This window comes from Saccharopolyspora sp. NPDC049426 (genome assembly GCF_040676935.1).
GTDB lineage: Bacteria > Actinomycetota > Actinomycetes > Mycobacteriales > Pseudonocardiaceae > Saccharopolyspora.
This window is the reverse complement of sequence record NZ_JBFAPZ010000011.1, coordinates 115,992-130,473: the sequence shown is the minus strand read 5'-3', so window position 1 is coordinate 130,473 and position 14,482 is coordinate 115,992. Positions and strand designations below refer to the sequence as shown.

Here is a 14,482-nt window from a genome sequence, read left to right as displayed (position 1 = left end):
GCCGCCGACCGCTGGGGCACGATGGCGGGCATGCGCGATCTCCACCCGCAGCGGGAACCTCATGCCTCCGGTCACCTCGACGTCGGCGACGGCAACCTCGTCCACTGGGAGGAGAGCGGCAACCCGGACGGGAAGCCCGCGGTGTTCCTCCACGGCGGTCCCGGCGGCGGCTGCACGCCCGCGCACCGCGGCCTCTTCGACCCCGAGGCCTACCGGATCGTGCTGTTCGACCAGCGCGGATGCGGTCGCAGCACGCCCGACGCGGGAGCTCTCGGCACCGATTTGAGCAGCAACACCACCTGGCACCTGGTCGCCGACATCGAGCGCCTCCGCGAACACCTGGGCATCGAATCCTGGCTGGTGCTGGGCGGTTCGTGGGGCAGCACCCTGGCGCTGACCTACGCCGAAACCCACCCCGAGCGCGTCTCCGAACTCGTGCTCCGCGGCGTGTTCACCTGCCGCCGGTCCGAGCTCGACTGGCTCTACGCGCGCGGCGCCGCCAACCTGTTCCCCGACCGCTGGGCGGACCTGCTCGCCGTGGTGCCCGAATCCGAGCGGGACGACGTGCTGCGCTCCTACCACCGGATGCTGCACGACCCCGACGACGAGGCCCGCGAACGCGCCGCCATCGCCTGGAGCCGCTGGGAGGCGAGCTTGATCGGCCTGCTGCCACGCCCGGAACTCGTCGAGAACTTCGGCGATCCCGCGTTCGCCGCGGCCTTCGCCCGCATCGAAACCCACTACTTCGTGCACGGCGCCTGGCTCGCCGAAGGCCAGCTCCTCGCCAACGCCCACCGCCTGCACGGCATCCCGGGCACGATCGCCCAAGGCCGCTACGACGTCATCACCCCGCCGTTCACCGCCTTCGAGCTCGCCGAAGCCTGGCCGGAGGCCGACCTGCGGATCATCCCCGACGCGGGCCACGCCTACGACGAACCGGGAATCCTCGAAGCCCTGATCAACGCCACAGACCACTACGCGAGCTGATCCAACGACCCGGGAAACCGCAAAGTGCAAGCGACGCAGGGCATTCCGCACCAGGATCCTTCCTGCACTTCGCAGGCTGGCCGGTTGAACACCTCGCGGCTCAGAGCCTCAGCAGCATGGTGTCGGCGTGCTCGCGGCGTTCCACGACCGTGAACCCCTCGGCCGCGTAGAGCAGCGCGGCCGGGTTCGCGCGCTCGACGCTGAGGCTGATCCGGGCGATGCCCCGCGCTCTCGCGGACTCGAAGAGCGCGCGCAGCAACTTCCGGCCGACTCCGCCGCCTCGGCTCGCGGCATCGACACCGATCGCCAGCTCCGGGACGTCCGGGCCGACGAACCCGTAGGCGGGCGCGGTCTCGTCGAAGTACCGCAGCCACGCGGCCCCGATCGGGCGGGCGGAGCGCTCCGCCACCACTCCGAGATCGGTAGCGCGCGGCCACCCCTCGACGTAGTGCGCGACGGCCGGTTCGGCGAGCGTCTCAGCGCGGCTCCGACCCGGATGGCTGGGCGTGTTCGCCGCCTCCACCAGCATGTCCTCGAGGAACACCACATCATCGGGGCCGGCGGGCCGGATCACGATCTTGTCCATGCCCGACATCATTCGACCCCGCGCGCGCCTGCCGCAACGGAATTCGAGTGCGATCCCCGGGTCCGCTGGTCATACTCGGCGCATGTCGAGTCGGCTGGCCGCTGTCGCCATCGATGCCCACGACACAGAGAAGGTGGCCGCTTTCTGGTGCGACGTGCTCGGTTGGCACGTCGTCGACCGGGAGGAAGGCGGCATCACCATCGGCGCTGCCGACGGCGCGTGGCCGCGCATCGACGTGTTCGAGGTGCCCGAGCCCAAGACGATCAAGAACCGCCTGCACCTCGACCTCCGCGCCGAGGACCGCTCCACCGCTGACGAACTGCGGCGCCTGGAATCCCTCGGTGCCCGCCGCGTGGACGTCGGCCAGCCATCCGGCGTCACCTGGGTGGTCCTCGCCGACCCGGAGGGCAACGAGTTCTGCCTGCTCAGCGGACGCTGAGTCAGCGCTCTCGACGCTCTTCCCGAAGCCGAGCCGATGCGCATCATTCGGCCAGATCGAGTGCGATGAGTCGTTCGGCGGCGTCCCAGAGTTCCTGTTCGCGCTGTGGGTTGTAGGACTCCGCCGACGAGCGGGTCGCCTCGTCCCGGTCGACGTAGGAGCCGGTCGGGGCTTGCGTGCTGCCCAGGACGACCTCGGCGAGGTAGCGGCCCGCATCGTCGCGGTGGGTCCCGAACGGTGTGAAGGCCAGCAGCGGCAGGACTCTGCGCATCAGGAAGCGGTCAAGGGGACCAGCGTTGCGGGCGAGACCGGTGCCGGGGACGAACCCCGGGTTGTAGGAGATGACGTCGACCCCGGCAGGCAGGCGGCGCGCGTACTCGTGCAACAGGTAGATCGCGGCCAGTTTGCTGGTCGAATACGCGGTACGCCCTGCGGCTGCGGTCTCGGGCTTGGGGAAGGCACGCGTCCGGGCGAGGACACCGGGTGAGTCCCATGCAGGGCTGGGCACCATGCCCATGTTGTGCTTGAGATCGCCGAAATGCGTATCGCTGACGGTGACCACGATCCGGCCGCTGCCGGCGAAGCGGTCTTCGAGCGTGCGGACGAACACGTGGTTGGCGAGCACGTTCACCATGAACGTCGACTCGATCCCCTCCGGGCTCTCGGTGAGGTCGTTGGTGTGCTGGATGCCCGCGTTGCCCACGAAGTGGCGCAGCGGTGGCAGGTCACCGCGATCGAGCCGGTCCCGGATCTCGGCAGCGGCCGATCGGACGCTCTTCAGCGAGTTCAGGTCCGCCACGACGTACGAGACGTTGCCGCCGAACTGCGTGTCGGCGGAGTCGCGGGCGACGACGACGAGATGGGTGTCCGGCGACTGGTGCAGGATGTGCTCGGCGGCGATCCGGCCGATACCGCGGCTCGCGCCGGTCATCACGGTGGTGTGCTGCACGGAAGGCTCCCTCGCTGGTTGGTGCACACCGAATTTCCTCGTGCTCGCCGCCGTCGGCCAGTGACTTGGACGTCCCTAGGACTCGCAGTACCCAGGCTCAACGATCGCTGCGCCGCCAGAATGGACTCATGTCTGAATTCGGCGAGCTCCTCCACGGCTGGCGCGACCGCCTTTCACCCGTCGACGTCGGCTTCGCCGCGACGAGCGGCAGGCGTGCGCCCGGACTGCGGCGTGAGGAGCTCGCACAGCTGGCCGGGCTCTCGGTCGACTACGTCCTGCGTCTGGAGCAGGGCCGCGCGAAGAACCCCTCCGCCCAGGTCGTCGGCTCCCTCGCCCGGGCCCTGCAGCTCTCCCGGGGCGAACGCGACCAGCTCTACCGCAGCGCCGGACTCCTGCCGCCGCAGGACGGCACGATCAGCGCCCACGTACCCGCGAGCATCCAGCGGCTCGCCGTGCGCCTGGGCGACGTCCCGATCGGCGTGTTCACGGCGGACTGGACGCTGGTGTGGTGGAACGCCATGTGGTGCGCGCTCAACGGCGATCCCTCCGCGATCCCGGTCGAGCAACGCAACCTCGCCCGAGCCTTGTTCGGCGATGGCCCAGCCCTGCCGCCGGTGGAGACGGAACGCGGATTCGACGTCTTCGAAGCGTCGATCGTCGCCGACCTCAAAGACGCCGTCTCCCGCTATCCCGCCGACGTCCGGCTCAACCGCCTCATCCGAGACCTCCGCGCGGAATCGGAAGCCTTCGCACACCACTGGGTCACGGAGTCCGCTGCTCAGCACGTGAGCGAGCAGAAGACGATCCACCACCCCGACGTCGGCGAGATCAGACTTGACTGCGACGTTCTCCTGTCCCCGGGCGCAGACCTCCGCATGGTCACCTACACCACAGCAACCGGAACCACCGACGCGGGAAAACTCGACCTCCTCCGCGTCACCTGCGGCCAGACCACCCGCTCTGCGCCGCAACGGGTTCCGAGCCCCGGCGGCCCAGCATGAGGGCAACGAGCTGCCTGCTCAGCGGGCGCTGAGCCAGCGCCGTCCGAAAGGGCGCGTCACCGCGGGTCCGAGGTCTTGTTCTTGCCGACCTTGACCTCGCGCGAGCCGTGCAGGGCGGGGCCGCGCTTGGCGCGCTGCACCTTCCCGTCGCCATCGGCCGACCAGTAAGGGGACGAGGGCCAGCGCTCCATGAGGGCGTTGCGGAGTTCGCGACCGCGCACGTTGACGATGCCGGTGCCGAGCAGGGCGGCGACGAACAAGGCCACCGAGACGACCATCCCGACGAGCGATTCGGTGCGATGGGGGGCGAAGACCTCCTCCGAACCCAGTCCCAGACCGCGGCCGACCAGGTAGGAGGACGTGCTGAACACCAGGCCCGCCCCGGACATCGTCGCGCCGACGAGCGCCAGCGGATGCGTCTGCCGCTGCGAGTGGTAGGCCAGCAGGTCCTCGGCAGGGCGGTCGGAGCTCGGGTCGGCCAAACTCGTGCGCAGCTCGGCACGTTCGGACCCGCGCTGCCTCCAGTCGAACAGCACGCCGATGGCCGCGAGCAGCAGGCCCAGCGAGATCAGGACCGCGAAGATCCAGACGCCCCCGGCGATCAGGGTCTCGATCGGCGAGGAGTAGGTGGTCTCCTCGCACTCGTACTTCGTGGTCCCCGGGGAGCCCGCGCAGCGCGTCAACACCGACATCTGCAGCGCGAGGACACCCCCGAGCCAGAGACCCGCGGCACCGTAGAGGCACCGCTTCGCGATCGACGGCCTGGACGGGGTCTTCTTGCCCGCACCGTCACGGCGAGCTTGCTTCGCCGGCTTCCAGGCGTGTCCTTCGTCGTTCGAACTCCAATGCGCGGCGATCCGGGCATGGCGACGTTCGTGGGCCGGGGTGAGCAGATGAGTGCTGGCATAGCCGACGAAAGCCATGATCAAGGCGTAGCCGGTGATGAGGGAGAAGATCACCGCGCTCTCGGCGTCGCCGTCCACCAGCACCACGATCAGCCCGATCACCCCCAGCAAGCCGGCCAGGGCCGCGTTCGCCCAGCCGAAGAAGGCGAGCGCCTCCGCGGGTTTCCCGGTGACAGACCGAACCTGGTCGGGCGAAGGAACGGCGTAGCGGGACGCGCCCCGCTCGGCCGCGTTGACGATCGCCTTGGACGTGGTCGACTCCCGCAGGAAGCTGGCCACCGCACCAGCGGCGCACACGACCAGCACGAACGCCAGCAGAACGCCCATGCTCATGCGGCTGAGGTGGTCGACGGCCTCCTCGAGGCCGGGATCGTCGAGCAGGTCCTCCTCGGCGAGGAAGCCCATTCCAATGATCAGCGCGAACGCGCATCCGAGGCCGATCAGGAACGAGGTCAGGGAGCGAACGCAGGCGCGCGCGATCTCACCGGCCAGTCCGACTTCGTACTCGTACCAATGCCAGGGGTTGGTCTGGTTTCCGTCGTCACTCACCGGGGATCTCCTCCGCCTGCAGCGTTTCTCGCCGCATCATAGAGAGAGCGGTCCCGCGGAGTCCTCGCAACACCGGAAACGGCGCCGCGAGAGTCGAACTCCCCGACGTGGAGCGTCCTAGCGCTTGACCAGTACCAGCTGGTCCGAGCCCCGGGCGGGCAGGTCGACCTGCCAGGTCTTGACGAGTTGGCCGGGCGGGTCCGGGAGGAGCGACGCGAAGTGGAGTTCGTAGTCGAGCCGCGGCGGGCTCGCGTGGTGCTGGTGCAGCCAGTTCAGCCGCAGCAGGTCCTCGCCCGCGGCCCCGCTCCGCTGGTCGAGCAGGATCTTGAACAGTCCCCGGTCGCCGAAGTGGTCGACCACCAGACCGCCCGAACCGTAGGCGAGCGCCCCGATCTCGCCGGGTCCGCGGACCCGGTTGCCGCCGGTGAGCGCGGGAATCTCAGCTCCGATCGCCAGGTACTGGTCGCTGCGCGCGATGTTGAACACCAGCGGCATCGCCGCCCACGGCGCCAGACCGGCGGAGACGAGGGAGAACGCCGCGAGCAGCGCGGTTCCCGCGCAGCAGAGCACGCCATCGATGCGGGCGATGGCGATCGACGCGGTCAGCGCGGAACAGGCCACCAGCGGCGCGAAGTACCAGGTTTGCGGATACGCGCCGATGCTCAGCAGCGCCGCCCAGTGCGCCCACCCCGCGAGCAGGAACGCCAGCGCCACCCGCGCCCAGGTCGATCGGCGGTGGTGCCAAGCCCAGATCCCGCCGCAGAGCCCGGCTCCGACCGTGACGGCGGTGAGCGCCGTGCTCACCGGGTAGAAGCGCGCGAAGAGCCCGAGGGGCGCCGTGAGCATCGTGTGCGAACCGGGTTCGGACACCTTGATGAACGTGCTGTCCGGGACGAACCCGCCGAGGTGGACCCACGACCACACGTGCCACAGCAGGGCGAGCAGCGCACCGATCGCGGCCGCGCGAACCCGCTGCCGCCGGAGCAGCACCACGACGAGCACACCCGCGGGCACCACGAGATCGGGCCGGCACAGCACCGCCAGACCCCACAGCACCCCGGTCGCCCCGGACCGGCCCGCGAGGGCGTGGTGCCCCACCCCGACCAGCATCGCGATCCCGAGGTAGGTCTCCAGCCCGATCGTGGACACCACCAGCGGTGTGCTGACGAGCAGCGCCACCACCGCGAACGGCATCGCGGCCGAAGCCCCGATCCGCTGCGCCAGCCGCGCCGACAACCAGCCGGTGACCGCGAGCGTGACCGCCAGCAGCACCCCGACCGCGACCGCGGGGCTCCTGACCACCCAGAAGATCCCGGCCAGCAACCAGGCGTTCAGCGGCGAGGTCTGCGTGTTGGAGGTCTGGTCGAGCATCAGGCCCCAGTGCCCGTGCTCGGCGAGGTTGCGGACGTAGGTCAGGGTGATCCAGACGTCGTCGGCCAGCGCCCGATGTGCCAGCAGGATCAGACCCGCTCCGGCCGCGGCGCCGAAACCGGCTGCCCACCACTCCAGACGATCTCGTTGCGCCGGGTCGGTTCGTTGCTCGGAGCGCATGACCGAAGGACCCGTAGCAAGCATGAGCGAAGAGTTGCAGCGCGGGTGGGTGTAGACCGCATGCGCATTCGTATGCCCGCGGCTTTCCGATCAACAACCACGCGAAAGGTGATCGCCTTCTCCGGCGGGAACGCGAAAGCGCCGATATGTTCACTTTTCTCAGATCCGCGCTCGTCCTCAGGGGACGGTTCTGGCCCGAACCGATTCGCCACCTCGCGGTGGTCGCCGTTCACGGCGCGTGGAAGGGCACGAGCCGCATCCGCACTTGAGCGTCCGGGTCGGTTGGCAGCCGGGCCGGCCACTGATCGGGTCCGTCAACGGGCTGGTTCTCCCACTCCATGCGGTGTTCGGCGGGAATCGGTTCAGCCGGTGCTCGGTGCAGGTAGTTGATGGACAGCAACGCCCGCGTCACCGGTCCGGCCCGGTCGAGCTGCTCGGAGATGTGCTCCGCGGTGCGGCCGGGATCGGACAGGTCGTCGACGATCCTGCATTCGCAGAAGTAGGAGAGCGTTCCCACCTCGGCGGGGCTCACGATCGTCGAGCCGGGCCTCTCAGCGGAGATCGTCTCGGCCATGCGCTCGTACTGGGCCGCGGTCGCCCAGTTGCCGTTGATGGGCGCCGTGGTCCACGGGAGCCCGTGCCCGAGGTCGACGCCGAGCGCGCCCAGCACGGGCAGCGTTGCGACGGTGAGCACGACGTTGCCGTGCTCGCGCTGCACGAAGGCCGACACCGCGACGGCTGCAGCGAGCCCGAACCCAGCGACGGCCGGACCGTAGTACCAGTGGGCAGGTGGCGGTGCGAGCAGCGCGAACGCCATCGCGTGGGCAGCACCACCGGCGGCGAAGCCCAACGTCGCCTGGGCAGGACCGGGGCGTTTCGCCCTCACCGACCAAGCCCAGCACGCGGCCGCGAGCCCGCACAGCAGGAGCAGGACGGTCACGCCGATCGCCGCGCTCCAGTGCTGGAAGTACCACGCGAGCCCGGTGGCGTACGTCGCTCCCCAAGACTCGTCCATCCGAGTCAGGAGCGTGTCCGGAAGCGCCGACCCCAGGGCAAACCAGCTCACCACGTGCCACGGCAGAGCGATCGCCAAGGCCACCAGTGCGCTGCGCAGCGCGCGACGAGATGCGGAGATGGTCAGCACGACGGCCAGGTCGATGATCGCGAAGTCGGGGCGGGTCAGGATCATCGCTCCGGCCACGACACCCGTGGCGACCCAGTTCCCCGGTAGCGCGTGCCGCACCAACGCGATCAGCAGCGCGATCCCGAGGTAGGTCTCCATGCCGACCGTCGAGGCCAGCAGCGGGTTCGACACCAGCAGCGCCACCCCGAGCAGGGGCAGGACCCGTCGAGGCAATCCGGTCAACCCCGCGATCCGGTGGAGCCAGAAGCCCGAAGCAGCCGTCGTGATCACCAGCAGCAGACCCACCGCCATGACCGGCGCACCGGTGACCGCCGTGAGGAGCGCGAGCAACCAGACGTGCAGCGGTGATGTCGCGGTGTTCGCCGTCTGGGCCGGAATGATTCCCCAGTGCCCGGAGAACGCGAGATTGCGAGCGTAATCAACGGTGATGTAGGCGTCGTCCCCGAGACCGCGACGGGCGATCAGGAACAGCAGCGCCCCGGCCAACGCGGACGTGATCACGACCGCGGTCGGCCGTGCGTGCTTCGACCAGGTTCGGGTTGTCGTTCCTGCTCGCCGCTCAGCGCTCGTCTGGGCCATGCCCGGGATGATCCGCACTGATCTCAGCGGCGGCACGGGCAGAGTTCCATGTTCACAAGTCCGTGTTACCGACTTTCGCCTCGTCACCTGATCGGTGCGACACCAGAACGCGAAACCTGTGAGAAGTTCACGATTCCCGGGTGATCCGGGAGTCCCGCGAACCGTCAATGATCGTTTAGCCCGGTCAGGTTCAGACCAAAACTGCTGCCCTTGACGGCCACGTCGCCGGGGGTGCGCAGGATGCTGCCTGGGAGAGCGTCAGCCGCCAAGCGCTGGATTCCGCATCAATTCCTGCGGGAAGATCGGATTCTGCGAACCCTCATCCGAGAAGGCGAAGCGGTTTCGCTGTCCGACTCGGGCAGGGAATGAAAAAACCCTGGTCATTTCTCCGATTGGAGTTCTGACCAGGGGCTTCGTTCTGTGGGCGATACTGGGATCGAACCAGTGGCCTCTTCGGTGTGAACGGCGTGCTCGGACGCTGACCTGGGGTTTTCTAGTGACGACTCGTGTCGTCCAGTACGGCTGACCTGCTGTTTTGTGTCGGTGGGTATCGGGCTCTGGTGCCCGTGATGCTTACTTTTCGCTGCCTCCTGGGTGGCTCGGATCAGGCCGGATAGCAGCTGTGCGACCAGTGTTCGGCCACGCTCAAAGTGGCACGTCGTCCCTGTTGGCGGTTTGACGGGTGCCTTTGGAGACGGTGGCGGTGGCCCACCGGACTGATACTGCGGCGTCGATGGCGTTGAGCTGTTTGTAGGTGACTCGGATGCCGTCGCGGCGGGATTCCTGGTCTTGTAGATACCCGTAGACGATCAGCCGGCCCTTGGTGACTGTGGCGGCGACGTGCTCAGCGAGGTGCCGCCAGAACACGCACGGCAGGTAGACCGGTTCGGCGTTGCGGTACTTGCCGGTGGTGGGGTCGAGGATACGTGGATGGCACGCGAGCGTGAGCGTGGCCACCGCGTGACCGTTGGTGGTGTACCGCAGTTCGGGGTCTGCGGTGACGTTGCCACGCCGTCCGATCGGGTCGTCGATGTAAGCCATGTGGCTGGACGCTAAAGATTCGGAGCAGAGGCATCCAGGCCAGGAAAAGCCTGACTAGGGGGGTCCGCACCCTAGCACACGTCAACAAATGTGATGTGATTCACACGCAGTGCGTGAACCGCAAACCTTCTGATGGCGTCTCCATGGGCCCCAACGCTTCTCGTTACTGAACGTTTTCCACTTGGTGAGCTGCCGGAAAGACTTCGGACAGCGAGGTTTTGGGTATCTCAGGCTGCCTGGTTCCGGTTGATCCAGTCGGACTCTATCTCATTCGGCGTTTGGTAGCCAAGCGCTGAATGGAGTCGGAGCTGATTGTATCGCAGTTCTATGTAGTGGGTGATGTCTTTTCCGCTTGTTCGCGGGTGAGGTACTTGGTGCGGTGGACGCGTTCGTTCTTGAGGGTTCCGTTAAATGATTCGGCCCACGCGTTATCGTAGCAGATTCCTGTCCGTCCGACAGAGCGGCGGATCTTCAGTTCCGTGGTCGCGGCCGCGAACTCCGCGGATAGGTATTGCGTGCCGCGATCGGAATGGAAAACGGTGTCGTCGTTAACGATACCGACGTTGCTGGCTGCCCTTTTCAGGGCGTCTACGACGAGCGTGGTACGCATGTGCTCGGCCATGGCGTATCCCACGACTTTTTTGGAAAAGCAGTCCAGGACCGTCGCGAGATACAGCCATCCTTCCGCGGTGCGGATATAGGTGATACCGCCGACCAGTTTCACGCCTGGCCGGTCGGCGTCGAAGTCGCCGCGCACCAGGTCCGGTAGGGCGTGTGCGTCGCCGGCGATGGTCGTGACGGGCCGGAACGGGCGCGGCTGGCAGGCGACGAGCCCCGGCTCACGCATGATCGACCGGATGGTCTCGAGATCGGCATCGGTGCCCCATCGGGCCAGCTGAGCATGGACACGGCGGTACCCGTAGGTGCCGTCGGAATGCTCGAACGCATGCTGCACTTGTGCGGACAGGATTTCCCGGCGGGCTGCCGACGTGGATTGCCCGCGCTGTTTCCAGTCGTAATAGCCCGACCGGGACACGTTCGACCACCGGCACATCTGGACGATCGGATAGTTGCCTTCCTCGGATTCGATGAACGCGTACTTCTCGGTCACCGGAACCTCTTCGCGAAGAAGGCCGCCGATTTTCCCAGGAACTCGTTCTCAAGTTCCAGTTCCCGGACTCGCCGCTCGAGCTCTTTCATCCGGGCGCGTTCCGAAACTGACAGCTCCGCCTCATCCTCTGGATGACTCTCACGGTATTTCTTAACCCAGTTCCCCAGAGTCTGTTCCACCACGCCCAGATCGCGCGCGACCTCGGCGACCGGGCGGGACCGCTCGACGACTTCCTTCGCCGCCGCTTCCCTGAACTCGGGCGAGTACCGAGCTTTCTTCCGTGCCACAACAACTCCCGTCAGTGGGTCCCAATCCTACGTTGGGGCCACTGTCCGAGAACTCTCCGGCGGCTCATGGCTTGGTGCGGTCCGGGCGTTGGTGAGGGTGAGTGTGGAGATGAGTGAAGCTCCTGGTAGACGAGTGGATTGACTAGATCAACTCTGTCCGTACCAGGAGCTTCGAGGTGCTTTCTTACCCGTCGGGGATGTCGGTGTCCAGTCGCGCGCTGAACATGCTGGCCGAGGCTCTACGCCACCAGCGCCGTGTTCGCCGAACCCGGTGGCGGCGACTGGAAGCGGGTCAACAGGCGCTGCTGGTGCTGGCTTACCTGCGCAAGGGCGAGACCTACGCGGACCTGGCGGTCGGGTTCGGCATTGGCATCACCACGGTGTTTCGTTATATCCGCGAAGCCCTTCAGGTCCTGGCTGCCCAGGCGGCCGGGTTGAGCGAGGCAATCACCACAGCGGCACGCAAAGCGTTCGTCATCATCGACGGAACGCTGTTGCACATCGACCGGGTCGGCATGGCGACGGGCCGGGATCGCCCGTTCTACTCGGGAAAACACAAGAGACATGGTGTGAACGTGCAGGTCATCGCGGATCCGGTCGGGCGGTTGATCTGGGCCTCGCCCGCGTTGCCCGGAGCCCGGCATGACATGGGCGCGGCCCGTGAACACGGACTCGTAGACGCTCTCGCGGCTGCCGAGATCCGAGTGATCGCCGACAGCGCCTACCGCGGTGCCGGCCGGAATGTCGAAGTCCCGCAACGCCGGCGAGCACGCGACGACGGCGACCAGCGTCCGCGGTTGTCGGCGAATCAGAAGGCCGTCAACTCCGCCCACGCCCGACTACGAGGACCCGGTGAACGGGCGAACGCACAGCTCAAGAGCTGGAAGATCCTGCGTCGAATCCGAGGCTGCCCGCACCACGCGCCCCTGCTCATCAACGCCGTCCAGGTCCTCATCCAGGCAGACTGATCTCAAGTGGAAAAGGCTCACTTGCCGATAACGCCTTCTGCCTGCGCCGACTGACGTTGGGCCACGTCTCGAGAAGGCGTGTCACTTGCCGTCATCAGCGGTCGCTTGTTGGCGATAAGTTGGCATTTTTTCCGTCCCTTATCGCAGCGACGCGCCTTAACGAGACAATGGTCATAGCTTTCATGTGTTGAAGCGGACCGGGAGATGAAGTGCTCTAGCTGGCGCGCCAGAGAACAGCATGGGGGTGACCGTTGGCATCGATTCCGTTGCCTGCGATCGTTCCGTGATCGTTGATGAGGGTGGCTTCCAGGTCATTGAAGCCAGGTGGCGACGGTAGCTCGTCGATCATGCCCGCCCTGGTCCATCGAACCGGACGGGGCTGGCCTGGCGCGTCGAGCGTCCTTGCCCTGCCGACGATGGTGCCGTGGCTGTTGATTGACTGTGCCGCGGCATCGAGCCCGTTAGGCAGGAGCTCGAGTGCGGCGATGTGATCCTCGCGATTCCAACGGACCGCTTGGTAAGTGGTGCCGAACTCGCCGGACTTGCTGGCGTTCCCGATGATGGTGCCCTGGTCGTTGATCACGGCTGTCTGCGTGGCTTGATAGCCCGCAAGAGATGGCAATTCGGTGATTGCACCTTCGGCATTCCAGCGAACAGGCTGGGTCTGCGTGGGGTCGTCGGCAAAACCCACGATCGTGCCATGGGCATTGATCCAGGTGGTCCCGCTCGACGCCCCACCGAGGGTGCCCAGGTCGATGATCTGTCCTTGCCGGTTCCACAGCGTTCCCCGCGTTGGGGCGTCGAGGTCACTCGCGATGGCCGCGAAGCCGATGACAGCGCCATGCGCATTGATCATGGTGGCGTAACTGTAGGAGTAGTCGGGCAAAATGCCCAGGTCGGTGACGTTGCCGTCACGGTCCCACTGAAGCGCCCGATACGGCCCCCCGAAAACGTTGGGCTGGGTAGAGGTGAAACCCACCGAAATTCCGTAATTGTTGATCGAATTTGCGCTGGTGTAGGCATAACCAGGCAAGGACGGCAGCTCTGTGATGTTCCCGTCGGCATCCCAGCGAGCCGCTAACCATCCACCATCGATATCGATGTAGCCAACAGCGATGGCGTGGTCGCTGATCGCCGATGGTGATCCCGCCCAGTTTGCTTGCAGCTCGGTGGGAGTGCCGCTGGCATCCCAACGCACCGCTCGGAACTGCCCAGAGCCGTTGTCAGCAGTGCCGACGCTCGTCCCGTGAGCATTGATCGCCGCCACTCGCGTGTAGGGCAAGCCGGGCAAGCCGGGCAGTTCCGTCGGCACGATCCCCGTCGTTGTCACTTGACATCACCTTCCGCATCTGCGTTGACGAATCACTAATAATTGTGCACGCAGAGTCAATATCGCCTACATGCAGTAATGGGTAAGTGCTCGTACACTCGTTCGGCGCAGCCAAGGGATCAGGGCCATCGCAACTGCGGGAGACGACTGGCCGACACTGCAGCGGTCGTGAGCCAGTACAGGGCTTCCTACCCTGATCAGCCCTTCTATGAAGGACTTCTGGCCGTGGCAAGTGTCTGCGGAGCGACAGCCTGGTCGTGCCGACGCGAACGACGTCAAGAGCATGAACCGGCTAAACAGGGCCGCAGCGTTGACCATGCCGCACGCGTCGTTCGGGGCTTTGTCAGGACAGATGTTGATCCCGCGTAGGACTGGGGGACAAGCCGTGACGATCGATGTGCAACAGCCAAGAACATATGACTTGATAGGTAACAGCATTCAAGTGGCCGGGGTCGCCGGTGGAGCGTTTGAGGCGAACTTCAACTACCGAATCCAGGACGGCCACGACGAGGCCACCGGCAACTTCATGGCTGGCGACGGCAAAGGTGGGCATAGCCAATTTCAGATCGCTGTAGATGTGGCCGGAGCGAGCTTCACGCTGGATCGTCTGTTCCTAGAGGTGTTCCATGTTTCGCCCAGGGACGGCGCCGAGTTGGACAAGGTGATCGTGCCTATCGTCTTCGGACCGAAGATCGTCCCGGGGTATCGCACTTACCTAGAACACGTGGTGGTCTCCGGTGAGACGCTGTGGGGAATTTCTACCAAGTACTTCGGCTCGGGGAGCCTCTACCACCAACTGGTGGCGGCAAACCCCGGCACCATCACGAATCCGAACATACTTCACCCGGGAGATGTGATTAGAGTGCCGCAGGGCTCCTGATCCGAAACCGTTGCCGCCCCGCTCAATTCGGGTGGGCCTTCTGAAGACAGTGAGGGTTAGCGGCAACGTTCAGCATTTTCTGTTTCTCACAAGGGAGGGCCTCTGTCCTCACCCCGTCGACCTGGCGTAGCCCTCATCAGGCCGTGTCAAGGGGGCAACCGCCGAGGCCACCGGG

At 66.3% G+C, this 14,482-nt stretch carries 12 protein-coding genes and 1 pseudogene; 5 read left to right on the top strand and 8 right to left on the bottom strand.

The window, feature by feature from the left end:
- Positions 1-30 precede the first annotated feature (30 nt).
- Entirely contained in the window at positions 31-987 is a 957-nt protein-coding gene (gene pip, locus AB0J78_RS23660; protein WP_363792504.1) for a prolyl aminopeptidase, read from the top strand.
- Between the two features lie 100 nt (positions 988-1,087).
- Here the strand turns inward: pip and AB0J78_RS23655 are convergent, their stop codons facing one another.
- On the bottom strand, positions 1,088-1,573 hold the full coding sequence (locus AB0J78_RS23655; protein ID WP_363792502.1) for a GNAT family N-acetyltransferase: 486 nt from the start codon (positions 1,571-1,573) through the stop codon (positions 1,088-1,090).
- Between the two features lie 82 nt (positions 1,574-1,655).
- Between AB0J78_RS23655 and AB0J78_RS23650 the strand changes: the two genes are divergently transcribed.
- On the top strand, positions 1,656-2,012 hold the full coding sequence (locus AB0J78_RS23650) for a VOC family protein (protein WP_363792500.1): 357 nt from the start codon (positions 1,656-1,658) through the stop codon (positions 2,010-2,012).
- A gap of 43 nt (positions 2,013-2,055) precedes the next feature.
- Here AB0J78_RS23650 and AB0J78_RS23645 read toward each other — a convergent pair whose 3' ends face one another.
- On the bottom strand, positions 2,056-2,961 hold the full coding sequence (locus AB0J78_RS23645; protein WP_363792498.1) for an SDR family NAD(P)-dependent oxidoreductase: 906 nt from the start codon (positions 2,959-2,961) through the stop codon (positions 2,056-2,058).
- A 128-nt stretch (positions 2,962-3,089) separates the two neighbouring features.
- Here AB0J78_RS23645 and AB0J78_RS23640 point away from each other — a divergent pair, with 128 nt between their 5' ends.
- A complete protein-coding gene (locus AB0J78_RS23640; RefSeq protein ID WP_363792496.1) occupies positions 3,090-3,962 on the top strand; it encodes a helix-turn-helix transcriptional regulator in 873 nt (290 codons plus the stop codon).
- A gap of 56 nt (positions 3,963-4,018) precedes the next feature.
- Here AB0J78_RS23640 and AB0J78_RS23635 read toward each other — a convergent pair whose 3' ends face one another.
- From AB0J78_RS23635 to AB0J78_RS23615, 5 genes and pseudogenes are all read right to left on the bottom strand, one after another.
- Positions 4,019-5,416, bottom strand: coding sequence for a hypothetical protein (locus AB0J78_RS23635; protein ID WP_363792494.1), 1,398 nt, complete (start codon positions 5,414-5,416; stop codon positions 4,019-4,021).
- Between the two features lie 117 nt (positions 5,417-5,533).
- The gene (locus tag AB0J78_RS23630; protein WP_363792492.1) at positions 5,534-6,991 is read right to left on the bottom strand and encodes a hypothetical protein; all 1,458 of its coding nucleotides are present in this window, start codon (positions 6,989-6,991) and stop codon (positions 5,534-5,536) included.
- 205 nt (positions 6,992-7,196) lie between these two features.
- Positions 7,197-8,690: a hypothetical protein gene (locus AB0J78_RS23625; RefSeq protein WP_363792491.1), complete on the bottom strand. Its 1,494-nt coding sequence runs from the start codon at positions 8,688-8,690 to the stop codon at positions 7,197-7,199.
- 645 nt (positions 8,691-9,335) lie between these two features.
- Positions 9,336-9,731 carry a single-stranded DNA-binding protein gene (locus tag AB0J78_RS23620; protein ID WP_363792489.1) on the bottom strand — a complete coding sequence of 132 codons (396 nt, stop codon included), beginning with the start codon at positions 9,729-9,731 and terminating at the stop codon, positions 9,336-9,338.
- Between the two features lie 227 nt (positions 9,732-9,958).
- Positions 9,959-11,129, bottom strand: a pseudogene (locus tag AB0J78_RS23615) (IS3 family transposase).
- 176 nt (positions 11,130-11,305) lie between these two features.
- On the opposite strand from AB0J78_RS23615, the gene AB0J78_RS23610 reads away from it, so the two are divergent.
- On the top strand, positions 11,306-12,097 hold the full coding sequence (locus tag AB0J78_RS23610) for a transposase family protein (RefSeq protein ID WP_363792487.1): 792 nt from the start codon (positions 11,306-11,308) through the stop codon (positions 12,095-12,097).
- Positions 12,098-12,311: 214 nt separating this feature from the next.
- On the opposite strand, the gene AB0J78_RS23605 is transcribed toward AB0J78_RS23610, so the two are convergent.
- Positions 12,312-13,427, bottom strand: coding sequence for a hypothetical protein (locus AB0J78_RS23605; protein WP_363792485.1), 1,116 nt, complete (start codon positions 13,425-13,427; stop codon positions 12,312-12,314).
- Positions 13,428-13,812: 385 nt separating this feature from the next.
- Here AB0J78_RS23605 and AB0J78_RS23600 point away from each other — a divergent pair, with 385 nt between their 5' ends.
- Positions 13,813-14,307, top strand: a complete 495-nt coding sequence (locus tag AB0J78_RS23600) for a Gmad2 immunoglobulin-like domain-containing protein (RefSeq protein WP_363792483.1) — start codon at positions 13,813-13,815, stop codon at positions 14,305-14,307.
- Positions 14,308-14,482: the final 175 nt, after the last annotated feature.

Coding starts and splice junctions, on each gene's coding strand:
- pip (WP_363792504.1), top strand. CDS start 31: ATGCGCGATCTCCACCCGCAGCGGGAACCTCATGCCTCCGGTCACCTC.
- AB0J78_RS23625 (WP_363792491.1), bottom strand. CDS start 8,690: ATGGCCCAGACGAGCGCTGAGCGGCGAGCAGGAACGACAACCCGAACC.
- AB0J78_RS23640 (WP_363792496.1), top strand. CDS start 3,090: ATGTCTGAATTCGGCGAGCTCCTCCACGGCTGGCGCGACCGCCTTTCA.
- AB0J78_RS23620 (WP_363792489.1), bottom strand. CDS start 9,731: ATGGCTTACATCGACGACCCGATCGGACGGCGTGGCAACGTCACCGCA.
- AB0J78_RS23650 (WP_363792500.1), top strand. CDS start 1,656: ATGTCGAGTCGGCTGGCCGCTGTCGCCATCGATGCCCACGACACAGAG.
- AB0J78_RS23630 (WP_363792492.1), bottom strand. CDS start 6,991: ATGCTTGCTACGGGTCCTTCGGTCATGCGCTCCGAGCAACGAACCGAC.
- AB0J78_RS23655 (WP_363792502.1), bottom strand. CDS start 1,573: ATGGACAAGATCGTGATCCGGCCCGCCGGCCCCGATGATGTGGTGTTC.